General features: G+C 68.8%; 22 protein-coding genes. 18 read left to right on the forward strand and 4 right to left on the reverse strand.

What is annotated here, in order from left to right:
• The first annotated feature begins 9 nt into the window (after nucleotides 1–9).
• The gene (locus ACIREE_RS27670; RefSeq protein WP_404157574.1) at nucleotides 10–222 is read left to right on the forward strand and encodes a hypothetical protein; all 213 of its coding nucleotides are present in this window, start codon (nucleotides 10–12) and stop codon (nucleotides 220–222) included.
• A gap of 749 nt (nucleotides 223–971) precedes the next feature.
• A complete protein-coding gene (locus ACIREE_RS27675; protein WP_404157576.1) occupies nucleotides 972–1,142 on the forward strand; it encodes a hypothetical protein in 171 nt (56 codons plus the stop codon).
• Nucleotides 1,143–1,158: 16 nt separating this feature from the next.
• Here the strand turns inward: ACIREE_RS27675 and ACIREE_RS27680 are convergent, their stop codons facing one another.
• The 4 genes from ACIREE_RS27680 to ACIREE_RS27695 form a co-directional block, all read right to left on the reverse strand.
• Nucleotides 1,159–1,974, reverse strand: a complete 816-nt coding sequence (locus ACIREE_RS27680; protein ID WP_404157579.1) for a GH25 family lysozyme — start codon at nucleotides 1,972–1,974, stop codon at nucleotides 1,159–1,161.
• Between the two features lie 888 nt (nucleotides 1,975–2,862).
• The gene (locus tag ACIREE_RS27685) at nucleotides 2,863–3,708 is read right to left on the reverse strand and encodes an endonuclease/exonuclease/phosphatase family protein (protein WP_404157582.1); all 846 of its coding nucleotides are present in this window, start codon (nucleotides 3,706–3,708) and stop codon (nucleotides 2,863–2,865) included.
• A gap of 217 nt (nucleotides 3,709–3,925) precedes the next feature.
• Nucleotides 3,926–4,618, reverse strand: coding sequence for an HAD family hydrolase (locus ACIREE_RS27690; protein WP_404157585.1), 693 nt, complete (start codon nucleotides 4,616–4,618; stop codon nucleotides 3,926–3,928).
• 58 nt (nucleotides 4,619–4,676) lie between these two features.
• Nucleotides 4,677–4,994 (reverse strand): HAD family hydrolase, encoded by a 318-nt coding sequence (locus ACIREE_RS27695; RefSeq protein WP_404157587.1) that lies wholly within the window; start codon nucleotides 4,992–4,994, stop codon nucleotides 4,677–4,679.
• Between the two features lie 205 nt (nucleotides 4,995–5,199).
• On the opposite strand from ACIREE_RS27695, the gene ACIREE_RS27700 reads away from it, so the two are divergent.
• The 16 genes from ACIREE_RS27700 (at nucleotide 5,200) to ACIREE_RS27775 (ending at nucleotide 22,083) form a co-directional block, all read left to right on the forward strand.
• Nucleotides 5,200–5,907, forward strand: a complete 708-nt coding sequence (locus ACIREE_RS27700) for a GntR family transcriptional regulator (protein ID WP_404157590.1) — start codon at nucleotides 5,200–5,202, stop codon at nucleotides 5,905–5,907.
• A 56-nt stretch (nucleotides 5,908–5,963) separates the two neighbouring features.
• Complete coding sequence (locus ACIREE_RS27705; protein WP_404157592.1) at nucleotides 5,964–7,232, forward strand: MFS transporter; 1,269 nt, start codon at nucleotides 5,964–5,966, stop codon at nucleotides 7,230–7,232.
• Between the two features lie 344 nt (nucleotides 7,233–7,576).
• Nucleotides 7,577–8,371 (forward strand): ABC transporter ATP-binding protein, encoded by a 795-nt coding sequence (locus tag ACIREE_RS27710; RefSeq protein WP_404157595.1) that lies wholly within the window; start codon nucleotides 7,577–7,579, stop codon nucleotides 8,369–8,371.
• A gap of 140 nt (nucleotides 8,372–8,511) precedes the next feature.
• The gene (locus ACIREE_RS27715) at nucleotides 8,512–9,144 is read left to right on the forward strand and encodes an SRPBCC domain-containing protein (protein ID WP_404157597.1); all 633 of its coding nucleotides are present in this window, start codon (nucleotides 8,512–8,514) and stop codon (nucleotides 9,142–9,144) included.
• A complete protein-coding gene (locus tag ACIREE_RS27720) occupies nucleotides 9,141–10,001 on the forward strand; it encodes an HpcH/HpaI aldolase/citrate lyase family protein (RefSeq protein ID WP_404157600.1) in 861 nt (286 codons plus the stop codon). Before ACIREE_RS27715 ends, ACIREE_RS27720 begins: the two co-directional genes overlap by 4 nt.
• A 61-nt stretch (nucleotides 10,002–10,062) precedes the next feature.
• On the forward strand, nucleotides 10,063–11,133 hold the full coding sequence (locus ACIREE_RS27725; RefSeq protein ID WP_404157603.1) for an amidohydrolase family protein: 1,071 nt from the start codon (nucleotides 10,063–10,065) through the stop codon (nucleotides 11,131–11,133).
• Nucleotides 11,130–12,782: a thiamine pyrophosphate-binding protein gene (locus ACIREE_RS27730; protein ID WP_404157606.1), complete on the forward strand. Its 1,653-nt coding sequence runs from the start codon at nucleotides 11,130–11,132 to the stop codon at nucleotides 12,780–12,782. The genes ACIREE_RS27725 and ACIREE_RS27730 overlap by 4 nt, the downstream gene beginning before the upstream one ends.
• Before the next feature lie 5 nt (nucleotides 12,783–12,787).
• Entirely contained in the window at nucleotides 12,788–13,699 is a 912-nt protein-coding gene (locus ACIREE_RS27735) for a hypothetical protein (RefSeq protein ID WP_404157609.1), read from the forward strand.
• A gap of 67 nt (nucleotides 13,700–13,766) precedes the next feature.
• Nucleotides 13,767–14,930, forward strand: coding sequence for a DUF3500 domain-containing protein (locus ACIREE_RS27740; RefSeq protein WP_404157612.1), 1,164 nt, complete (start codon nucleotides 13,767–13,769; stop codon nucleotides 14,928–14,930).
• A complete protein-coding gene (locus ACIREE_RS27745) occupies nucleotides 14,927–15,805 on the forward strand; it encodes a hypothetical protein (protein ID WP_404157615.1) in 879 nt (292 codons plus the stop codon). The genes ACIREE_RS27740 and ACIREE_RS27745 overlap by 4 nt, the downstream gene beginning before the upstream one ends.
• Nucleotides 15,806–15,859: 54 nt before the next feature.
• Nucleotides 15,860–16,843 (forward strand): ABC transporter substrate-binding protein, encoded by a 984-nt coding sequence (locus tag ACIREE_RS27750; protein ID WP_404157618.1) that lies wholly within the window; start codon nucleotides 15,860–15,862, stop codon nucleotides 16,841–16,843.
• 52 nt (nucleotides 16,844–16,895) lie between these two features.
• Nucleotides 16,896–17,753, forward strand: coding sequence for an amidohydrolase family protein (locus ACIREE_RS27755; RefSeq protein ID WP_404157620.1), 858 nt, complete (start codon nucleotides 16,896–16,898; stop codon nucleotides 17,751–17,753).
• Between the two features lie 67 nt (nucleotides 17,754–17,820).
• The gene (locus ACIREE_RS27760) at nucleotides 17,821–18,513 is read left to right on the forward strand and encodes a GntR family transcriptional regulator (protein WP_404157623.1); all 693 of its coding nucleotides are present in this window, start codon (nucleotides 17,821–17,823) and stop codon (nucleotides 18,511–18,513) included.
• Nucleotides 18,514–18,539: 26 nt separating this feature from the next.
• Nucleotides 18,540–20,132 carry a carboxylesterase/lipase family protein gene (locus ACIREE_RS27765; RefSeq protein ID WP_404157626.1) on the forward strand — a complete coding sequence of 531 codons (1,593 nt, stop codon included), beginning with the start codon at nucleotides 18,540–18,542 and terminating at the stop codon, nucleotides 20,130–20,132.
• Nucleotides 20,133–20,146: 14 nt separating this feature from the next.
• Entirely contained in the window at nucleotides 20,147–21,184 is a 1,038-nt protein-coding gene (locus tag ACIREE_RS27770; RefSeq protein WP_404157629.1) for an ABC transporter substrate-binding protein, read from the forward strand.
• Nucleotides 21,185–21,216: 32 nt separating this feature from the next.
• Nucleotides 21,217–22,083, forward strand: coding sequence for an ABC transporter permease (locus ACIREE_RS27775; protein ID WP_404157632.1), 867 nt, complete (start codon nucleotides 21,217–21,219; stop codon nucleotides 22,081–22,083).
• Nucleotides 22,084–22,153: the final 70 nt, after the last annotated feature.

Raw genomic sequence — 22,153 nt, forward strand, 5'->3', positions numbered from 1 at the left:
AAGGGCGACATGATCGGATCACTCATCGTGGCCGGAGCCGGGATCATCTGCATTCTCATCGGCATCTATGCGGCTAGAGGGCAGAAGCGAATGCTCGAGTCCCGAGCGGGGACGGAAGGCGCCACCGCGGTGAAGACCATCACCCGCACTCTCTGGCTGTGGCTCGGAGTGGTCTGTCTAGTGGTCGCTGTCATCGGTGCCGTGGGTGCAATCAATCGATGAAGGCGTAGGGGTGCGCATCCGTCGGATACGCACCCCAACATTGACGGAGGAAGAGGAATGATTCTTGCGCGCGGACATCTTTTTGAAGGAGCGGCAGCCGGTTACGCCCTGGCGATCGCCATCGTCGTGCTCGTCGGCGCCATAATCTGGAAGAGGTTCAAGCGCTGAGAACTCGTAACACGATCTTGTCGAGGTGCCCTGGATGGGGGGACGACCGGCAGGTCGATTCGGCCGTGCCTGGAGTGTGCGTAGGGTGCCGTGGATCGTGGACGACGACCTGGCGCCGGTCGTCCGGCCGGGGGATCACGACGGGAGGTTGTCGCCGTTGCCGCCGGTCTGCTCCAGTAGCCGGATCTCGTCGGCCGGCAGTCGCCCGGCGGGAGCGTGCCGGGTGGTCGCACCGAGGCCAGGTGTGGACCTGCCTCCACGGCAGAGAATCGGGAAGTGGCTCGAGCCATAGGAGCCAACTGGCGTCTTACGGCGCAGAAGGCGAACCGGGGAGAAGATCACCTTGCTCCGGGGCGTGCCGAACGCGCAGCCGCCCCGGAGCAGCTGCACCGCGACCGGCTCGACACGGTGACCACACTCGCCTCCGCCGCCTCCGACCTCCGGCGGGCCTTGTGCATGCGTGGGGAGGCTCGACTGCGGGACGCCGGCGACCCAGCGACGTTGAGCTGGAAGGACTGCGGGCTAAGGCGTATGACACCCCGTCCCCCATCACCCAGTGCCTGGTCGCGTTGCGGCTCCTCATGCCCGATCCGGCTGTCCACGCCACGGCGCAGACGGTGGTCGTCGCCACCTGCGACGTGGTCGATGGCACCAGGAGCATCGAGGAACCCACGTCAGCACAGGACGCCGTACGAGCCGCGCACGACCGCCGCATCAACGCTGCTGTCGCCTATGTCAGCACCAACACCTGACAGTGCTTGTATCTCGTCACGCGGTGTTGTTGGCCAGGGCCAGCAGTCGGGAGCGGTCACCACTGAGGCGGTCGAGGTCGACGTTCCCGGAGATACCGCGCACCGAGCCGGTGGACGTGTACTGCCAGACGGTCCAGTACGGGAAGCCCGACGGGTTGTGGGGACGGCCCGCGGAGACCCAGTGGGCCACCCACAGCGGGCTCGTGGCGGACAGGCCGCTCCAGCCGCCGGTGCAGGAGTTCCACCAGTTCGCGCTGGTGTAGATCACGACGTCGCGCCCCGTGCGGGTCTTGTACGTGTGGGAGAAGTCGAAGATCCAGGACTGCATCGCCGCGCGCGTCTTGCCGTAACAACTGCCCTCTATGTCCAGCACGCCGGGCAGCGTCAGGTTGTCGCGGGACCAGGCGCCGCCGTTACCGGCGAAGAAGTTCGCCTGCGCCGCGCCCCCGGACACGTCGGGCCGCGCGAAGTGGTAGGCGCCCCGGATCACGCCGGCGTTACGGGCTCTCCGGTAGTTGGTTTTGAAGGTGGGGTCCTTGTATGTGGTTCCCTCGGTTGCCTTCATCCAGGCGAACTCGATGCCTGCGCTGCGCACCGCGCCCCAGTTGATGCCGCCCTGCCAGCTGGAAACGTCCACACCTACGGAGCCGGCCGGAAGGTTCGCGTCCGGCGCCGCGTCACGGTGCACATGGCTGGTGTCGGCCTTGAAGTCCTTGCTGTCCTGGACATAGCCGACGCCCATGTAGCCCTTGCCTGGCGGTACGCCGGGCGATGGCAGCGGCGTTGAGGACGCGGTGCCCGACATCAAGCTGAGGGTCAGCGCAGCGGTCATGCCGACCACGCCCGCCGCAGTACGAGTGCGCTGTGTGAATCCGAGGGAAACGCTCCGGGGGAACAAGGCATCCTCCTGTTTGGTGGTGGGGGGTGAGATGCAGTGGTGACGAGTGGTCCTGCGGTGCGGTGGATCTCGGCGCGCCGGAGCGAGGCGCGGCGCGGGAAGAGATGGGGCGTGCGTCCGGCAAGCAGGGGCCGGCCGCAGACTCCCCTGGGAACGTTCTACGCGCGTTCAACTGACCCGAACGCGAGGCAGGGGCTTGCAGGAGCGAGCGCACGGAAACAGTCAGTTCTCCGCTTCGTCAGCGGTCTGGATCACCGTGCATCTGGCGAGTCACGGCAACGGATCGACATCGACAGGGCCCTGTCAAGTGCCGTAAGCGGAACCACAGTTGGAGGCGCAGGACAGTGAGCGGATCGGAGCCACAACCGCACGGTGCCCGCTTGGAAGAGCCAGCCGTGACACGACGGAGGGGGATACCCTCTTCATGCCCATGGCGAAGCGGAACGCAAACCGCTCCATGCGGGAGAACCGGCTGGGCTACACCCCAAGCACCCGACCACACAAGCCTGAACTCGGTTTCTGCGAGGGGCGGGGACGGCTGAGCCGCCTTATCGAGCGGAGCGGCGGCTGCCGGCCGACCCGCGACTTCATCGAACTGGTGCATGCCGAGTCGACGCGGAAGAATGCGCACAAAGCCACTCCCGCTGAACTACCGGACGGTGGAGTCGCGGGTGCTGCGACGGACGGGGCATGTGGGGGAGGGGCGGAACTCGCGAGCGCCTTCCGGAATGGTGCGGAACAGTTCCGCGGAATCGTTCCCACCAAACGGAACGCTGCCGTCCGCCTGTCTGCACAGCAGTCACCCGGCGGTCACGCGTGCGATCAGAGCGGGGCCAGATCGGCGTAGAGCATGTGGTGGTCCGAGTGCTCGCTCGGCCGCACACGGTGGGCGCGCGGGTTGATACCGCGCAGGAACACGTAGTCGAACCTGCTCTGCCAGTCGGTCGTCGGCTCGCAGACACCGCCAGCCGAGGGGCTGCACTGCGGATCCGCGTCCGTGGCCAGCGGCCACATCGGACGGAGTTCGGGGGAGTCCGGCACGGCGTTGAAGTCTCCGAGCACGATCGCCCGGTCGTGCCGCGCGATCTCCTTCGCGAGCACAGGCACCTGCCGCTCCCGGACCGCTTCCTGGTGCCGCTCGGCGAGATGGGTGTTGAAGACGCGGACCGGGCGGCCGTCCACCTCGGTGGTGGCCGCCATGTACCCGCGGTCCTCGGAGCCGCCGTCGGGATACTCCACGATCACGGCGTCCGTCGCCGGCGCCGCGGAGAGGATCGCCTGCCCGTAGCCGCCGGCGTGCCACGGGAGTCCGCCGCAGCGGCTCCAGTTCCGCAGCACCGAGCCGTACGTGACGTGGTAGACGAGCCCGTAGAGGCGCTCTAGGTAGTCGCGGATCCGCTCGACGTCGCGGATACACGCCTCTTGCAGGCCGATGACCTGGGGCGCGTACGTGGCGATGTCGGCGGCGCGGCCGACGTTCTGCCCCGCGCCGCGGCAGGGATTGCAGATGTTCCAGGTCATGACCCGGTTCGGCACGATCTCCGTGGCCGCGTCGGCGGGCAGCGGCTCGGCGGCGGGGAGGTCGCCACTGGGTGCGCCGGGACCGATCAGCAGAAGACAGGCCAGGGTCAGCGCGCCCGCGACCCACCGCGTGTTCCTGCCGAGCACCGCAACCTCCCCGCACGTGGACGCTCATGCCATCACAGAAGGCGAGGCCCGGTCGAGCCGGGGTGGGTCACCTCTCGGCGAGGGGCCAGATGGCGCGACGAGTTGGCCAGGGGCTCCGGCGGGAACGGCAGAAGGCAGAGGCACTCCGGGACGGAGCCCGGCGCCCCCTACACCTGCCGACCTGGAGGCCGCTGCCAACTCACCTGAACTTGTAGCCCTACGCCCGCTGGTCGAGGTGGCGTTCTCGTTCTGCTGAGAACCCGTCCGTAAACCTTGCGCTGACGCGCGCGGTCGGTGGCAGCGCTGTCGTGTCTATTGCGCTTGGCTGCCATGGGCCTTGTGATGCGGGTGACGGTGCTGTTTCCCAGTGATTCGGGGTTGCCCTGTCAGTCGGGAACCACCACTCGAATTCTATTGCGGCGCCGTCTTCAGTGATGCTCAAAGTGGTGTGGTCAGCCACGGCGCACAGGGCGGCAGGAGCATGGCCCATGGCGACGCCGCGCCCTGCCCAGGTGAGCATTTCCCGGGAGTTGTACCCGTCACCGATGGCGAGGGCCTGATCGGCGGTGACGTCGAGCATGGTGGCGGCGGTGGTCAGACCCGATGCTTTCGATACTCCCAAAGGCCCGAGGTCCAGCCATGCCTCGAAGCCGACGGAGCAGCTGGCCCCACGGATGTGCAGTCGGCGGGTGAGAGCGTGGAAGTCTTCGGCGGTTGCCTCAGGGTCGCGGGCGGCGACACGGACAACAGGGGAGGCGAGCATCTCTTCCAGCGTGCTGAGCGTTTGCCGTCCACGAAGTCTGTCCGCAGGAAAGGGCACGGTCACGAGGTAGCCGGTCCCGGGGACTTCGGCTGCGATCGCCGCGTGCGGGGCATGCCGACGCAAGGCTTCCAGTACGGGCCGGGCCATGAAGGTGTCCTGTTTGAGGATGCTGCCGTCCGCGGTGGTGGCGAGGTCCGCTCCATTGCTACAGACAGACAGACAGCCCGGCCGGTAATTCCATGTCCCGGGCGAGTTCGACTACCTCGAAGGATGCCCGTCCGGTAGCGAGGACGACGTGGCAGCCGGCCTCGTGGGCTCGCCATACGGCAGCGCGGCACCGCGTCGTGATGGTGCGGCCGGGCGCGATCAAGGTGCCGTCGATGTCCAGGGCCACCAAGCTGGGAGAGCTCCCGCCGAAGCTGGACGCCGAGTTCGTGCGTGGAGTACCTGCCGAACCGGTTGACCGATTCCACCTTGGCGAAGCGGCGCGAGAGGCAGCGCGGCAGCTGCACCGTACGATCACGCGGCCGACCTCGCGGAAGGCGGCGTAGGGGACGTTCTTTAAGGCGGCTCCTATTGTTAAACAATTTCAACGCTGTCTACCGGTAGCGGTCTTGTGTCCGCAGACGGACAGCTGTTATGTTCCGTCGACTTGTTCAACAGAAACCTCGACGAGGGAGCTGGCGTGACCTGCCGACACCGCCGTGCGCGTACGGTCCGTGGGTGAGATGAGTACACCGGACACCGGCGCGGCCGACGCCGCGGCGTCGAGCAGGTTCACGCAGGCATACCAGGACCTGCGCAACCTGATCGTCTCGGGGCACTTCCCGCCCAACGCCCGCCTCACCGAGGCGGAGTTGACGAACCGTCTCGACGTCTCGCGCGGCACCATACGGTCCGTCCTGGTGCGGCTCGCGCAGGAAGGCTACGTCACGAGCGAGCCCAACCGGGGCGTCAGAACACGTGTGTTCACGATCGAGGAGGCGGCCGCCGTCCTGGAGGCACGGGAGGTTCTCGAATCGGCGCTGGCCGCGAAGGCCGCCGTGCACGCGACCGAGCCGGAACTCGCCGAACTCGCCGACATCTGCGCGAAGATGGGTGACGCCGAGGACGCCCACGACGAAGCCGAGTACTCCCGTCTCAACAGATGTTTCCACCGGCACGTGCGGACCATCGCCCGGCAGCCGATCCTGTCCGGGTTCGTCGATGTCCTCGTGTACCCCCTGGTGATGCGGCAGTTCCGCGACCTCGCCCGCAGCCACCCGCGGGCGAACTCGCTGAACGAACACTGCGCCGTCCTGGCGGCGCTGCTGACCCACAACCCCGATGCCGCCGCAGCCGCGATGCGGCACCACGTGGCCTCCGCGAGACGGGCGTTGTTGCTGAACACCGCCTCCGATGAAGAGGGCGACGCCCCTGACCGGGCGCCCGGCTGACCTCCTCACGCAGGAGTCGTGCCGCTACCACTCCGGGACCTCGGTGGACGTGACGCATGAAAGCTGACTGCCGGGCCGACCCCGGCGCCCGGCGGCGGGGCAGCTTCGCCTCGCTGAGGAACCGCAACTACCGCCTGTTCTCGATCGGGCAGTCCACATCCGTGGTCGGCAACTGGATGCAGAACATCGCGATCGGGTGGCTGACCCTCGAACTCACGCACAGTGGGACCGTGCTCGGCATCGTGACCGGGGCCCGCTACCTGCCGATCCTGTTGCTCGGAGCCTGGGGTGGACTCGTGGTCGACCGCCACGACACCCGTCGGCTGCTGCTTCTCACCCAGGTCGCCTTCGCGGTCCAGGCCGCCCTGCTCACCGTGCTGTCCTTAACCGGTCTGCTGACGTTGCCGCTGCTCATCGCCTTCATGCTCGGCCTCGGCTTCACGAACGTCTTCGACAATCCCGCACGGCAGAAGCTGATCGGCGAACTCGTCTCCCCGGCAGAGCTGACCAGCGCGATCGCGCTCAACTCCACCTTCATCAACACGGCCAAGCTCGCCGGACCCGGCATCGCCGGATCCGTGATCGCCACACTGGGAGTGGCCCCGTGCTTCGCCCTGGACACTCTGTCGTTTCTGGCCGTCATCCTCAGTCTGCTCCGACTGCGCACCGCGGAGATGTTTCCGGCCGAGCGGGAGAAGCGCGCCCAGGGTCAGATCCGCGCCGGACTCGCCTACATCCGCCGCACCCCTGACCTGCTTTACCCGATGATCATGGTTTACGTGACCGGCGTGCTCACCTGGGAGTTTCCTGTCAGCCTGCCGTTGCTGACCACGTCCGTGTTCCGGGCGGGGCCCATGGGCTACGGCGCGGCCATGGCCGTCATGAGCGTCGGCGGCGTGCTCGGCGGTCTCGTCGCGGTGCGCCGCCAACGCCTCACCACCAGATCGCTGTCGGTGTCGGCGGTGATCTGGGGAGCCTTGATCTGCGCGGCGGCCCTGGCGCCGAACCTGCCGGTGGCGATGGTCCTGCTCGTGTTCGTCGGCTCCGCCTCGATCACGTTCAACTCCTCGGCCAAGACGCTGATGCAGATCTCCGCCGTGCCGCAGATGCGCGGGCGAGTGCTGTCGATCTGGTCCATCGGCTGGCTCGGCGGCACGGTCATCGGCGGACCGGCCGTCGGCGCTGTCGGCGCGGCGTGGGGAGCCCGCGGCGCGCTGCTCGTCGGCGGCCTCGCCGCAGCCGGCGCAGGGCTCGCCGTGCCCGCCCTGAAACTGCTCGGCCGCGCGTCCCGGCACCGCTCCCCACGGCGCGGAACCGGCCACTGAGGTTTCCTCAGTCTGGGGCCCTCTGCCATGGCTCAACTGGCCTTTGTCCGACAGTCTTTGCTGGTCGTTGACTCACGTTCCTGTGAATAGCAGCTTCTTCCTGCACACTTCTTGTGTCGCCCCGAGGGCGGTGTTACGTTCCACTCGAAGGTTGTCGGACAATCTCAACGACGCGAACAGGCGTCGAAGAGTGCACCAGCAGAAGAAACCAGCCGCCTTCGATGCCCCTTCGCGTGCATCGGACGTACCACTGTCACTGCACCGCCACCCACGAACGCCGCCACAGTTGCGAGCGCACGGCCCCCGCTTCAGCTCCCCGCTGGAAGGCGGCCGAGGAGACAGATATGTCGACCACACAGCGTGACTCCCACCCGGAGGCACTCCGTCTCGACGACGTCACTCTGCAGTTCCCCGGCACCCACCGGCCGGCGATCGAGGACGTGTCGTTCAAGGTTGATCGAGGCAGAGTCGTCGCCGTGATCGGACCCAGCGGTTGCGGGAAGAGCACCATCCTCAACCTGGCTGCCGGGCTCCTCACCCCCACCCAGGGCCAGGTCCACTACGCCGGTGAGCCGGTCACGGCCGTCAACTCCGACGCGGCGTACGTGACGCAACAGTCCCACCTGCTGCCCTGGCTGAGTGTCCAGGCCAACATCGGTCTGGCGCTCAAGTTCCGCAAGGTTGCCAAGGAGGAACGTGAGGAGCGCATCGCCCACTGGGTCAAGCTCGTGGGCCTGACCGGCTTCGAGCACCACTTCCCCCGAGAACTGTCGGGCGGCATGCAAAAGCGCTGCGCGATAGCGCGGGCGCTCATCTACAACCCGTCCATCGTGCTGATGGACGAGCCGTTCGGGCCGCTCGACGCCATCACCCGGCTCGAGCTGCAGCAGGAACTGCTCAACATCTGGCGGGAACAGAACGGGACCCTGGTCTTCGTCACGCACGACCTCAATGAGGCCATCTACCTGGCCGACGAGGTCATCGTGATGTCCAAGGGCCCCGGCACCATCCGCCGTGTCATCCAAGTCCCCTTCGAGCGGCCGCGTCAGATCGGCTCGCTCGTCGAGTCGCCCGAGTTCTCCGAGCTCTACAACGACCTGTGGAGCCTGTTCGCCGCGGAGCGGAAGAGCGCCGCCTGACCAGGCCGAACCCCGCCACCTGAGCCCGCTGCCCGGAGCTTCGCGCAGCGAACTGCCAAACCACCATGCCCGGTGTGCCGTCCTGCCATGCCCTTGTTCCCCCGCGACGTCACATCTGCCGCCGAGTGAGGTTCACAGCTTTGATATCGATCACGGAAGAGATCTCCGTACCGAGTCCGCCCGACCGGGTCTGGGAGGTCATCTCCGACCCCTCGGCCGTCGTGTCCTGCATCGGCGGCGCCGAACTCGGACCCTCGCACGACGATGGGTCCTTCGACGGGACCCTCGCCATCAGGTTCGGTGGTCTGCGGGTCACATTCGCCGCCCGGGTCTCCCTCGACCTGGACGAATCCGTCCACGAGGGCCGCCTCACGGCCCGCGGCGCGGACGGTCAGGGCGCCACCCGTTTCAGCGCCGGCGCTACTTTCCGGGTCGTCGAGGGGGAGTCCCCCGGCACCTCCCGCGTCTTCTGCGACGGAGAGATCAAGCTCAACGGCAAACTCGCCAAGCTGATCGAGTCGGGTGCGGGGATGGTGGTCTCCAAGATGACGAAGGAGTTCACCGACCAGCTCGTTGAGAAGTGCGCCCCCGCCCCCGAGCCGGAACCGGTCGTAACTCCCGAAGCCGCAGCGGAAGTCGAGCCTCGTCCGACTGGCCTGTTCGCGCGTCTGCGGGCGTGGTGGACAGCGCGCCGCTCCGCGCGCCGGGGACAGACGGCCCCGCGTGCGAAGAACAGGTCCGACGAGGCACTCGGCCAGGGAGGCCGGCGATGACAACACCCAGGTACAACAAGGTGATCGGCGCGCTGGCCGCGGGGGAGCACGTCTTCGCGACCTTCTCCGCCGCCGACCCGGCGTCCGCGATCGAGCTGAGCAACTCCGACTACGACGCCGTCGTGTTCGAGATGGAGCACAAGCCCTGGGACATCAACGCGCTCAAGGACAGCTTCCAGTACCTGCTGAGCAGGCGCCGAGTGTTCGAGGCGGACAGCCTCGCACCCGATGTCACCCCGATCGTCCGCATCCCCGCCAACGGCGCGGAGAAGGCGCAATGGCACGCCAAGCAGGCCCTCGACCTCGGTGCGTTCGGCATCATCTGGCCACACATCTCCACGGTGGAGGAAGCCCGCAACGCCGTCGCCGCCTGCCGCTACCCCCGGCTGCCCGACACCCCCCTGTACGAGCCGGCCGGCCTGCGGGGCGACGGCCCGCACGCGGCGACACGCTACTGGGGCATCTCCAACATCGAGTACTACGCCAGGGCCGACGTGTGGCCCCTCGACACGGACGGCGAGATCCTCGTGGGCCTCATGATCGAGGACCAGCTCGGCATCAAGAACCTCCCCGACATCCTCGACCAGGTCCCCGGGATCGGGCTCATCCTGATCGGCGAGGGCGACATGAGCCAGGAACTCGGCCTCCCCCGCCAGTACGAGCACCCCCGCGTCCTGGAGTGCAAGCGGCAGATCCTCACCATCTGCAAGGAACGCGGAATCGCCGTGGGTCACCCCCACGTCACCGCCGCCAACGTCAAGCAGGTCCTCGACGACGGCTACCGGTTCCTGATGACGTCCCCGGTGCGCACCTACCCCGGCTTGCACAAGGCCCGCGAGCTGACCGGCCGCGCGTGACGGGGCCCCGCTCCCCGCACCTGACGCGACCCGCACCGCATCCCACGTTTCGGAGCACCTCATGATCATCGACAGTCATGGCCACTTCACCACGGCGCCGCCCGCCCTCGGCGCCTGGCGGGAGCGGCAGATCCGCGCCTACGAGGAGACCGGCGCCCGGGTCTCGCCCAACGAACTGCGCATCAGCGACGACGAGATCCGCACCGCCATCGAGAACGGCCAGCTGAAGCTGCAGATCGAGCGCGGCACCGACGTCACGCTCTTCTCACCGGGCGCGGGCAAGATGGCCCACCACTACGGCGACGAACGGACCAGCCTCGACTGGTCCCGCGTCAGCAACGACCTCATCGCCCGCGTCTGCGGACTCTTCCCCGAGCGCTTCGTCGGCGTGTGCCAACTCCCGCAGTCCCCGGGCGACGCCCTGCCCGCCTCCATCCGCAACTCGGTCGACGAACTGGAGCGCTGCGTAAAGGAGTTGGGCTCCGTCGGCTGCCTGCTCAATCCCGACCCGTCCGACGGCTACTACCAGGCGCCGCCGCTGACGGACCGCGTCTACTACCCGCTCTACGAGAAGATGGCCGAGCTCGGTGTCCCCGCCATGGTCCACGTCGCGATGTCGCGGAACCCGGCCATGCAGGGGACGTGCGCGCACTACCTCGCCGGCGACACCGCGGCGTTCATGCAGCTGTGCGAGTCGGACCTGTTCAAGGACTTCCCGACGCTGCAACTGATCCTGCCGCACGGCGGTGGAGCCGTCCCGTACCACTGGGGCCGCTACCGCGGAATGATGCAGGACCGCGGCCGGCCGCCGCTGGAGGAGTCGATCCTGCCCAACGTCAGCTTCGACACCTGCGTCTACCACAAGCGCGGCCTGGAGCTGCTGCTCGACATCATCCCGGCACGGAACGTGCTGTTCGCCTCGGAGATGATCGGCGCCGTCCGCAGCGTGGACCCGGAGACCGGGCGGCGGTTCGACGACACCAAGTACACCCTCGACTCCATCGACAGCCTCAGCGACGCCGATCGGCAGGCGGTCTACGGAGACAACGCGCTGCGGGTCTTCCCCAGGCTCGAAGGCGTCCTGAAGTCGCGGTCGACGGCCGCGGCGAACGACAAGGAGCTGAAGAAGTGAAGGTCTACGAAGCACTCGCCGAGGCGTTCGTCCGAGAGGGCGCCACCGACGTCTTCGGCATGATGGGCGACGCCAACATGCACTGGATGGCAGCGCTCGCCGACCGCGGGGTGCGGCTGTACGAGGTACGTCACGAGGGCTCGGGACTCGGCATGGCGGACGGCTGGGCCCGCGGCGCGGGACAGCCGGGCGTGGTCACCACGACCAGCGGTCCCGGTGTTTCGCAGCTGGCCACATCGATGATCGTCGCGAGTCGGGCGGGCACCCCGCTGGTCGCGTTCTGCGGGGAGACGGCGCTGGGCGACGAGGGCGCCACCCAGTACCTCGACCAGCGCCGCTTCGCCGCCGCCATCGAGTGCGACTTCATCCACGTGACGCGGCCGGAGAACGCCCAGGAGGCCGTACGCCAAGCCTTCTACCTGGCACGGACCGAGTCCAAGCCCGTCATGATCAGCGCCCCGTTCGACGTCCAGGTCGCCGAACTCGACGACTACGACGAGGACTACACACCCTCCACCGCCCTGATCGAGAAGTCCCGGCTGCTGCCGGACCCGGCCAAGGTGCAGGCGGCCTGTGACCTGATCCAGGACGCCAAACGCGTGGTGATCATCACCGGACGCGGCGCCCGCAAGGCGGACGCCGGTGAGCAGATCCTCACTCTCCAGGAGCACACCGGCGCCCTCCTGGCCACCACGCTCCAGGCGAAGAACTGGCTGTGCGACCGCACCGACTTCCACGTCGGCCTCTCGGGCCTGTTCGGCGACAAGGTCTCGATGGAACTGCTCCAGGAGGCCGACTGCGTCATCGCGGTGGGCGCCAGCCTGAACCACTACACCATCGAGAGCGGCTACCTCTACCCGGAAGCCAAGTACATCCAGATCGACACGGCCCCCCATCTGGTGATGGGCAACGGCAGGGGAGCGGACTGCTACCTCCAGGCCGACGCCGTCACCGCGCTCACCGAGCTGGCCCGGGAACTGGACAAGCGCTCCGTGCGCATCGAGGGCTTCCACACCGACCAGGTCCGGCAGCACCTGACCGGCCGCGTCCAGCAGCCCGAGTACGTGCACGAGGACGGCCGGCTCGACCCGCGCGAGGCGATCTGGATCCTCGACCACGAACTCCCCGGCGAGATGGGCCTGGTCCTTGGCAGTGGCCACCAGACCGACTTCGGCACCATGCTCTTCCAGCGCTCCCGCGAGGTGCTGTCCAACTACGGCATGTTCGGTGCGATCGGCCAGGCCCCGCTCATCGCGATGGGCCAGATGGTCGCACGGGGCAACAAACCCGGATTCGTGGTCGAGGGCGACGCCAGCTTCCTCATGCACCTCTCCGAGTTCGAGACGGCGTGCCGCTACGACATCCCGCTCCTCGTCGTCGTCATGAACGACCAGGGTCTCGGCGCCGAATACCACAAGGCGAGAGCGAAGGGCCTCGACCCGGACCTCGCCACCATCTCCACGCCCGAACTGGGCACCGTAGCCCGGGCGCTGGGCGGCGGGGGCGCCACCGTCCGCACCGCGCAGGAGCTGCGTGACGCGCTGGCCGAGTACGTACGCGGCCCCCGCCCCACCGTCATCGACGTCCGCATCACACGTGAGGTGCTGAGCACCCCGTACCGGCGTATCCAGTACGGCGAGGACGTGTGAGCGGCATGAGCGCGACACACGTATCGACGCCGCTGACCGTCATGCTGGGCGACCACGCGCACACCCGGCCGCTGAAGGACGGGACCGTCCCGGTGGACGGGGTGGACTGCCGCTACCTGGAGTCCTCCCCGCTGCCGCCGGCGTTCGCGCGCATGGTCCGCGACCTCGCCTACGACATCTGCGAGATGCCGATGGCCACGTACCTCCAGGCCCAGGAGACCGGTGTCCCCGTGACGCTGCTGCCCGTGGTGCTGGTGGGCAGTACGCACCACCGTTCGCTGACCCGGCTGCCCGAGGGCCCGGAGATCAGCCCCGCGGACCTCGTGGGCCGACGCGTGGGCGTGCGCTCCTACGGGCAGACCACCGGCCTGTGGGTGCGGGGCTGGCTGCGGGAGGAGTACCGGGTCGAGTCCTGCGACGTCACCTGGGTGACCACCGAGGACGTCCATGTCGCCGAGTACGTCAACCCGCCCAACGTGCAGCGCTCCCGGGCCGGTCGCGTCGCGGACCTGCTGCGCTCCCGCGACGTCACCGCCGCGGTGCTCGGTCCGAAGGCGATCGGCGGGCAGGGGGCGGGCCTGGTCCCGCTCGTGGCCGACGCCGAGAAGGCCGGGCTCGCGTGGATCGAGCGGCACGGCACGATCCCGGCGAACCACCTGCTGGTGGTGCGCGACGACGTCCTGCGCAAGACACCGGACGCCGTGCGCGCCTTCTACCAAGCCCTGAAGCAGTCGATCGCGGACACCGCGGGGCAGCGCGACGCCTCGCCCGCCGGGCGCGCGGTCGCCGCCGGGTGGAGCACGTCGCTGACCGCCTGTCTGGAAGTCGCCGGACGGTACGCCCAGGAACAGGGCCTCATCCGCGAACCGGTTCAGGTCGCCGCTGTCGAGCGGCGGACAGCCTTCCTCGGCACGTGAAGCGAACAACTCGGGTGCGCCGCATGGCAGTTGCGCCCGTGATGAGACATCGAGAGGAGGAGCAGCGATGAGAGAGCCGGTAGGGCTGCGCAAGCGTGGCAACCCGCCCACCCGCAAGCCGGAGACCTGGACCCCCGACCTGCTCGAGAAGGTCGCCTGGCGGGTGAAGGCGGCGAACGAGCCGTTCCGCGGCGTGGCCACGTCGGACGGTGTGCGGCCGGGACTGTTCCCGCTGCGTTCCACGGGCGCGGACGTCCGCAAGGCGTACCGGGCGGCGGAGGAGTACCTGGCCGGGTTGACGGAGAAGCAGCTCGCCGAGGGCCGCTTCCCGATGGACGACGTGAGCTGGCGGCACTGGAACAACGGCGCCCGCTACTTCCTGCGGCACGGCATCTGCCTGGAGGAGTTCGACGACGCGGGGCGGCAGCGGGCCCTGGCCGTCATCGCGGAGAGCCTGAGCGCCGACGGCTACCGCCAGATGGTCGACCTGATGCGGCTCAACCTCACCATCGGCGAGCTGAGCGACAACACGTACGGACTCAACGAGTGGCTGTACTGGTTCTCCCTGTACGGAGAGCCGGAGAACGGCGGCCCATGGGGCTGGCAGCTCGACGGCCACCACGTCAACATCAACTGCGTCTTCGTCGGCGACCAGATGGTCCTCACCCCCACCTTCCTCGGAGCCGAACCGGTCGTCGCCGGGTCCGGCAAGTACGCCGGGACGATGGCCTTCCGGGGTGAGGAGACGCTCGGCCACGAGCTGTTCACCCAGCTCGACGGGGGGCAGCGGGAGCGGGCCGTCCTCGCGGACACGCTGCCGCAGGAGCTGTTCGCCGGAGCCTTCCGGGACAACTTCGAGCTCGACTTCCAAGGGCTGCGGTTGAGCGACATGGGCCCCGGCCGGCGCGCCACCGCGCTGCGGCTCCTCGGCCTGTACGTGAACCGGGCCGGGGACCAGCACGCCCGGGCCCGCATGGACGAGGTGCTGGCCCACGAGGGCGACACCCACTTCGGGTGGGCCGGAGACCCGGACGGCACCTTCTACTACCGCTTCCACAGCCCCGTGATCCTCGTCGAGTTCGAGCACATGCCAGGCGTCCTCTTCGACAACGACTACCCCTCGCGCCGGCACATCCACACCGTCGTGCGCACCCCCAACGGCAACGACTTCGGGGTCGACCTGCTGCGGCAGCACCACGAGCGGCACCACAAGCAAGGAGAAACGCAATGAGGTTGGTTCTCGGTCGTGACGATCTCGCGGCCGCCGCGCTCTCGGCGGCCCGCGAGGCGGGAGCGGAGCCGGAACGGGTCGGCATCAAGCCGGTGCACAAGGCCTCCCGCGGCTTCGTGAACCGCTCCGACGCGGACCTGTGCGAACTGGCGATCGTGACCGTGCTGCAGGCCGTCGCCCACGGCAAGCCGGTCCTGCTGCTGCCGGTCACCACCCTCGGACGCCACCAGCATCAGACGCTGGTGACCCTCGGCAAGCTCTCGGTCGCCGACGTGGAGGGGCACAGCGTCGGCGTCCGCGCCTGGAGCCAGACCACCGGCGTGTGGGTGCGCGGTTTCCTCACCGAGCAGTACGGGATCGATCTCCGCAAGGCCGACTGGACGACGTACGAGGGCCATCATGTCGAAGGCGCTGAGGACCCGTCCTGGGTCAAGCGCGCGCCGCAGGGGACCAAGCTGCCCGCGGACTTCCTCGACGGCCGTGTCGACTTCGGGATCATGGGCAACGAACTGCCCGCCGACGACCGTATCCGCACCGCCATCGACAACGCCCGCGATGTCGCCGAACAGTGGTCGAAGGACCAGGGGTTCATTCCGGTCAACCACGTGATCGGCATCTCCGAAGCGGCCGCCTCGGAGCACCCCGCCGCCGTTCTCGCCGCGTACGACTCGATGCGCGCGGTGCTCGCCGCGAAGGAGGAGGGCGGACCCGTCGCCCTGCACCCGGTCGGTTTCGAGGGCTTGCGCGCCGCGTTCACCAAGGCCGCCGCCTACGCGCTGGAGCAGGACGTGATTCCGCGCGCCGTGGACTACGACGAGCTGGTCGAGCGGACCTGCACCGCGCTGGGCGTCACTCCGGACCGCCTCGGCGGCTGAGACCGCGGTACGGACAACCGCACCCGAACGTCAGAAAGAAAGCAAAGGACAGGCATGGACAAGCTCACTGCGGTCGTCGGAGAGTTCCCGCACGCGCAGCCGCTGCTGGACGGCGACGCCCAGATCGACGGTTATGTCGTCGATCCGGTGGAGGTCAAGCCGGTCATCGGCGCCTACCGGCGGATGATCCGGGACCTGGAGTTCGACGTCTGCGAACTGGCGCCGGTCTCCTACCTGATGGCACGCCAGGAGGGGATACCCCTCACCGCCGTGCCGGTCTTCCTCAACCGCCGCTTCCACCACGGCGACGTGCAATGCGCCGCGAACTCCGGCATCCGCGTCCCGCGCGACCTGGAGGGACGCCGCGTCGGCGTGCGCGCCTACTCGGTGAGCACCGGGGTCTGGGTGCGCGGCGTGCTCCGCGACGAGTACGGCGTCGACATCGACAAGATCACCTGGGTCGTGGACGACGACGACCACATCGAGGGCCGCGTCCCGGCCAACGTCGAGCGCGTCACCGACGGCCGCTCGCTCGGTGAACTGCTGCGCGCCGGCGATATCGACGCCGCGCTCACCGGCAACGCCGGGACCGGCCGGGCGGGCGCGCCCAAGGCCGGCTGGACGGCGGCGGCCGACCCGGAACCCGCCGGCGACGACGGCCCCTACCCGCTCTTTCCCGAGGCGGCCACGCTCGCCGTCGACCACTACCTGCGCACTGGCGTCTACCCGCTGCACTCGCTCATCTCGGTCCGCTCCGAACTGGTGGAACGCGACCCCGGACTCCCGGCCAAGCTGTACGCGGCCTTCGCCGAGAGCAAGCGCCGCCACCTCGCCGACAAGCCCGACTGGGCGGCCGTGCCCCGGCTGGCCCGTCAGGGGCGCGCCATCAGCGCCGACCCCGTCCCTTACGGCGTCACGGCCAACGAGCCGAGCCTCACCGCGATGGTGCGGTTCGCCCAGGACCAGCGCCTGCTCGACGCGGACTTCCCCGCCGACCCGCACGCACTCTTCGCCGCGGGCGACTACCCGGACGCCTGATCCCGGCCGGCCCCCGTACAGCACACACCGAAGACCTAGGGAGCACACCACCGTGGACGTCGTCGACGCACACTGTCACATCATCTCCGAAGACTCGACCGCCTACCCCAAGGCCCCGATCGGGGGCAAGCAGTCGGCATGGGCCGCGACCCGGCCCGTGACCGCCGAAGGCATGGTCGCCCGCATGGACGAGACCGGCATAGACCAGGCCGTCCTCGTCCAGGCCACCACGAACTACGGCTACGACAACTCCTACGTTCTGGACAGCAGCCGCAACCGGCCGGAGCGTTTCGTCGCCGTCGGCACCGTCGACCCGCTGCGCCCGGACGCCGCCGCGAACCTCAAGGCCGCGGTCGGCGAGGGCGGCCTCGCGGGTGTGCGGCTGTTCACCAGCGGCAGCACCGTGCCCACGCAAGGTGAGTGGTTCGTCGCCCCGGAGACGTTCCCCTTCTGGGAGCAGGCCGGGGAGCTGGACCTGCCGGTCTGCCTCCAGATGCGGCTGGGCCCGGCCACCGAGCAACTGGTCGAACTCCTGGAGCGGTTCCCGGGCGTGAAGGTGCTCCTGGACCACGTCGGCTACCCCGACATCGCCGCCTCGCCCGCCCGCGCCGGTGCCGACGTCGCGGAGCTGGCCGCCCACCCGGGCCTGCACCTCAAGCTCACCCACCGCAACCTGGAACGGCTGAAGGACGCCGGGGAGCGAGCCGGCGACTTCCTCGGCCCGGTCGTCGAGGCGTTCGGCGCGGACCGGATCGCGTGGGGCTCGAACTGCCCGGCCGCCGAGCAGTCGCTGCCCGACCTCCTCGCCCTCGCCCAGGAGGTCCTCGCGGAACTGCCCGAGCGGGACCGGCAGGCGATCTTCGCGGGCACCGCCCGGCGCCTGTACCCCTCCCTGGGGCACGGGAGCTGACCTGCCATGCCGTCAGCTAGTGTGCCCGCCTCAGTTCCCCTCTGCACGGACGACGAAGGCGGTCAAGGTGGACAGCGAAAGCAGCAGTGCCGAATACGGGACAAAAGCATCAGGCACGCGCTACAGCCATGCCTACGACGGGCTGCGCTCGCTTCTGCTGTCGGGGAGCATCGCGCCCGGCACGCGCCTGACCGAAGCGGACCTCACGCGGATGTTCGACGTGTCGCGGAGCACCATGCGCACCGCGCTGGCGAGGCTGACGCAGGAGGGCTACGTCACCAGCGAGGTCAATCGCGGGGTGCGCACCCGGAGCTTCTCGGTCGAGGAGGCCGCGGACATTCTGGAGGCCCGCGAGATCCTGGAGGCCTCGCTCGCGGGCAAGGCGGCGGAGCGGGCGACGGCCGAGGAGGTCGAGGAGCTGCGCAGCACCGTCCAGGAGATGGCGGAGGCGCAGTCCCGCGGCGACCAGGACGCCTACTCGCGCTGCAACCGGCGCTATCACCAGCAGATCAAGCTGGCGGCGCATCAGCACACCCTCGCCCGGGCCTACGACACGCTGCTCTATCCGCTGGTGATGCGGCAGTACCGCAACCTCTCCGCGCAGCACCCGAGGACCGGGTCGCTCGAGGAGCACCAGGCCATCTTCCTCGCCATCGTCACCCGCAACCCCGACGCGGCGAACGCGGCGATGCGCCATCACGTCGGCTCCGCCCGCCGGGCGCTGCTGCTGGACACGTCCCCACTGCCGCCCGTCAGCTGACGGGCGGTCGGGGCGGAAAGGACCGAATGGCCCGCCCCACCGCGCTCACCGAAGCGGGACCCGTCGAGGGCGTCCCCTGCCGGGACCGCACCGTCACCGTCTTTCGTGGCATCCCCTACGCCGCGCCGCCCGTCGGTGACCTGCGCTGGCGGGCGCCTCGGCCGCCGACCCGGTGGGAGGGGACCCGCAAGGCCGACCGGTTCGGGCCGATGTGCCCGCAGGCGCCGACCGGGGCGGCCGCGACCGGCGTGGACGTGCCGATGAGTGAGGACTGCCTGAACCTGAACGTCTGGACAGGCTCGGAGTACGGCACACAGCGACGCCCGGTCCTCCTCTGGATCTACGGTGGAGGTTTTCGCGAGGGAACCGGGGCGCATCCCCGCTACGACGGCGAGAACCTGGCCCGCGGCGGCATCGTGGTGGTCACCTTCAACTACCGCCTGGGTGCCTTCGGCTTCCTCGCCACACCGGGCCTGAGCGAGGAGTCGGGAAACGGGTCCTCCGGCAATTACGGACTGCTCGACTGCGTCGCCGCGCTGCGCTGGGTGCGCGACAACATCGCGCACTTCGGCGGGGACCCGGACCGCGTGACCATCGCGGGTCAGTCCGCGGGCGCCGGCATGGTCAACTTCCTGGCCATGTCCCCGCTCGCCAAGGGCCTCTTCCACCGGGCGATCGCGCAGAGCCATGCCCGTTACGCGCGTGATCCCGAGCTCCGTTACCTGTCGACGTCCTACCGCCTTCCGGCCGACGCCGAGAGGGCGGGGGAGCAGTACATGCACGAGCACGGTGCGCGCAGCATCCGTGAACTGCGTGCGCTGCACTGGTACAAGCTCATCGACGGCCACCAGCCCCTCGACACGAGTGTCGAGACCGGCGGCCCGGCGGCACCTCCGCTGTTCCGCCCTGTCGTCGACGGACGGGTGATCCCCGCCGGCTACGACACGACGTACACCAAGGGACTGCAGAACGATGTCGACTACCTCACCGGGAACAACCTCGACGAGAGCGGGGCGATACCGCGGAGCATGGTCGCCGCCCTGAGAACCGGGCGACGCACGGTCAGGCCGGGATCGCCACCCGTGCATGTAACGCTCGAACAGCACGTCGCGGCGGCGAGGCGTAAGTTCGGGCCGCTGGCCGGGGATTTCCTGCGGCTCTATCCCGCCCGCACGGATGACGAGGCGGCCCGCGCGAGCAGCCGCGCGGCACGTGACAACTCCCGCATCTCGACCTGGCTGTGGGGCGCCGACTGGTCCCACGGGGCCACCGGCAGCCTGCACACCTATTTCTGGACCCATCGCGCGACGGCGGCGGGCGGCGGGCCCCGCATCGCCTCCCACGGCTCGGAGATCGACTACGTCTTCGGCAACCCGGCCGGCTCCACAGTCGTGTGGACCGAGGAGGATCACGAGATCGCGCGGACCCTCTCCTCCTACTGGATCAACTTCGCCGCCACCGGCGACCCCAACGGCGCCGGTCTGCCCCGCTGGCCCGCCTTCTGCGCCGACACCGGCAGCGTCATGGAGATCGGCGCCGCCTTCGCGCCCGTCCCTGTCGCGGATCCGGCGCACACCGATTTCTGGACCCGCTTCTTCTCCACGCAACAGCCCTGGTGAACAAAGGAGTTCCCATGCAGTACAGAAGGAATCGCTCAGTCTTCGCACTGTCCGTGTCCGTGGTGCTCAGTGCCGCGCTGATGACCGCCTGCGGCGGCGACGGCTCGTCGTCGGTGGGTTCGGACGGCAAGACCACCGTCTCGGTGGGAGTGAGCGGCAACGTCTTCGACATGTCCATCCGCCTGGCGGAGGAGAACGGCTACTTCGACAAGCACAACATCAAGATCAAATACGTGACGCTGACCGCTTCCACCGGTACGTCCGCACTCCAGTCGGGTTCGGTGCAGTTCCTCAACTCAAGCCCGACCAGCTACCTGGCGGGCCTTTCCAAGAGCCTGCCGGAGCTCGGTGTCGCGACGAACGGGGGAGGCAACCCGCTCGGCATCGTCGTGAGCACCGCGTTCGCGAAGAAGCACGGCCTGACCGCCAAAACGCCGGCCGCCGAGGTGGCCAAGGCGCTGGCCGACTCGACGGCCGGCGCCAGCTCCGCCAATACCAAGGCCGAGGCGGGCATCTTCCTGAAGGCCCACGGTGTCGACCCGGACAAGCTGAAGTGGGTCTCGCTGCCGAGCCCGGCCGCGGACAAAGCGGCCCTCACCAAGGGGGAGGTCGACTGGTTCATCACCTCCGAGCCGATTCCCCTGCAGGTTCAGCACGAGGGCGACGGCGTCGTGGTGGCCCACTCGGACAAGGTTCCCGAATGGGCTTCTGAGCAGGCCGGATACGGCCAGGTCGTGGTCGTGAAGAAGGACTACGCGAAGGGCAACTCCGCCACGGTCAAGGGGTTCGTCAGCGCCGTGCAGGAGGCCACCACCTACCTGGACACCCACGCCGCCGACGACAAGGCCGTCCTGGACGCGGCGCGCGCGAGCCTGCCGGGTATGCCCGACGACGTGCTGAGCGAGGCCGTCGCGCAGGTGGACTGGCCCAAGACGGCCAAGATGGACGCCGCCGGGTGGGAGAAGACCGTCACGTTCGTCAAGGACGGCATAGGCGCGGTGCCCGACGCGAGCGTGTCCGCCGACAACTGGACCAACACCTACCTGCCGTGACACGGCCGCACCCCACCCGAAGGGAGAAGACCATGGCAATCGTCACCGACAAAGCCGTGCCCACGACGGAAACCGGCACGGCGGGAGCGTCCGCGAAGAAGTCACGCGCCGGCTGGCAGAGCACGGGCTCCGTCATCGCTCTGCGCATCCTGGTCATGGCGGCCGCTCTTATCCTGTGGCAGCTGATGAGCGGTCCTGTCGTACCTGAGTACGCGGTCAGCAAGCCGACCGAGGTGTACGACGCACTCACCAGCATGCTCGGCTCCGGCGCCGGGTGGAACAACATCAGGGTGACCACCGTCGAGGTACTGGCGGGCTTCGGCCTCGGCGTCGCGGCCGGGACGGTGATGGGCCTCGTACTCGGCTCCTTCCCGCTCCTGGGACGGGTGCTCGAACCGCTCGTCGCAGCCGTGAACGGCATCCCGAAGATCGCACTCGCCCCCCTGTTCCTCCTGTTCTTCGGCATCGGCCCCTGGTCGAAGATCACCATCGCCATGACCGGTGTCGCCTTCGTCGTCTTCTACAACATCTATCTCGGCCTGCGGATGCGCGAACGCGAACTCGTCGAGGTCGTGCAGGTGATGGGCGGGCGCAGGCACCACGTTCTGGGCTATGTGACGATCCCGACGCTCGCCGCGCCGTTCTTCGCCGCGCTCAAGACCGGCGGGCCGCTGGCCATCCTCGGTGTCATCGGCGGTGAGTTCATCGCCTCCTCCGAGGGCGTGGGACATGAGCTGTTCACCGCGGCCCAGAACCTCGACGCGGCAGCCGAGTTCGCCGGTCTCATCGTCCTGGTCGCGTTGACGCTCTCTCTCAACGGCGTGCTCACCGCCCTGGACACCTACGCCCTGAAGCGGCTCGGCCTCGCGGCGCGCCGTCGGCCACAGTCCAAGCCCTGAACGCACACAGAGTGCCAGCCGAGCGCATGTGTCCAGCTCCGGAAAGGGACAGCATCAGCGATGAACGAAT

The organism is Streptomyces sp. NPDC102467 (genome assembly GCF_044765445.1).
In the GTDB taxonomy this organism is placed as follows: Bacteria; Actinomycetota; Actinomycetes; order Streptomycetales; family Streptomycetaceae; genus Streptomyces.

What these genes read in the sequence shown, in the direction of transcription:
- ACIREE_RS27705 (WP_404157592.1), top strand. Translation starts at nt 5,964, where the DNA reads ATGAAAGCTGACTGCCGGGCCGACCCCGGCGCCCGGCGGCGGGGCAGC.
- ACIREE_RS27770 (WP_404157629.1), top strand. Translation starts at nt 20,147, where the DNA reads ATGCAGTACAGAAGGAATCGCTCAGTCTTCGCACTGTCCGTGTCCGTG.
- ACIREE_RS27735 (WP_404157609.1), top strand. Translation starts at nt 12,788, where the DNA reads ATGAGCGCGACACACGTATCGACGCCGCTGACCGTCATGCTGGGCGAC.
- ACIREE_RS27700 (WP_404157590.1), top strand. Translation starts at nt 5,200, where the DNA reads ATGAGTACACCGGACACCGGCGCGGCCGACGCCGCGGCGTCGAGCAGG.
- ACIREE_RS27690 (WP_404157585.1), bottom strand. Translation starts at nt 4,618, where the DNA reads ATGGCCCGGCCCGTACTGGAAGCCTTGCGTCGGCATGCCCCGCACGCG.
- ACIREE_RS27740 (WP_404157612.1), top strand. Translation starts at nt 13,767, where the DNA reads ATGAGAGAGCCGGTAGGGCTGCGCAAGCGTGGCAACCCGCCCACCCGC.
- ACIREE_RS27775 (WP_404157632.1), top strand. Translation starts at nt 21,217, where the DNA reads ATGGCAATCGTCACCGACAAAGCCGTGCCCACGACGGAAACCGGCACG.
- ACIREE_RS27745 (WP_404157615.1), top strand. Translation starts at nt 14,927, where the DNA reads ATGAGGTTGGTTCTCGGTCGTGACGATCTCGCGGCCGCCGCGCTCTCG.
- ACIREE_RS27710 (WP_404157595.1), top strand. Translation starts at nt 7,577, where the DNA reads ATGTCGACCACACAGCGTGACTCCCACCCGGAGGCACTCCGTCTCGAC.
- ACIREE_RS27670 (WP_404157574.1), top strand. Translation starts at nt 10, where the DNA reads ATGATCGGATCACTCATCGTGGCCGGAGCCGGGATCATCTGCATTCTC.
- ACIREE_RS27765 (WP_404157626.1), top strand. Translation starts at nt 18,540, where the DNA reads ATGGCCCGCCCCACCGCGCTCACCGAAGCGGGACCCGTCGAGGGCGTC.
- ACIREE_RS27675 (WP_404157576.1), top strand. Translation starts at nt 972, where the DNA reads ATGCCCGATCCGGCTGTCCACGCCACGGCGCAGACGGTGGTCGTCGCC.
- ACIREE_RS27720 (WP_404157600.1), top strand. Translation starts at nt 9,141, where the DNA reads ATGACAACACCCAGGTACAACAAGGTGATCGGCGCGCTGGCCGCGGGG.
- ACIREE_RS27725 (WP_404157603.1), top strand. Translation starts at nt 10,063, where the DNA reads ATGATCATCGACAGTCATGGCCACTTCACCACGGCGCCGCCCGCCCTC.
- ACIREE_RS27680 (WP_404157579.1), bottom strand. Translation starts at nt 1,974, where the DNA reads ATGACCGCTGCGCTGACCCTCAGCTTGATGTCGGGCACCGCGTCCTCA.
- ACIREE_RS27750 (WP_404157618.1), top strand. Translation starts at nt 15,860, where the DNA reads ATGGACAAGCTCACTGCGGTCGTCGGAGAGTTCCCGCACGCGCAGCCG.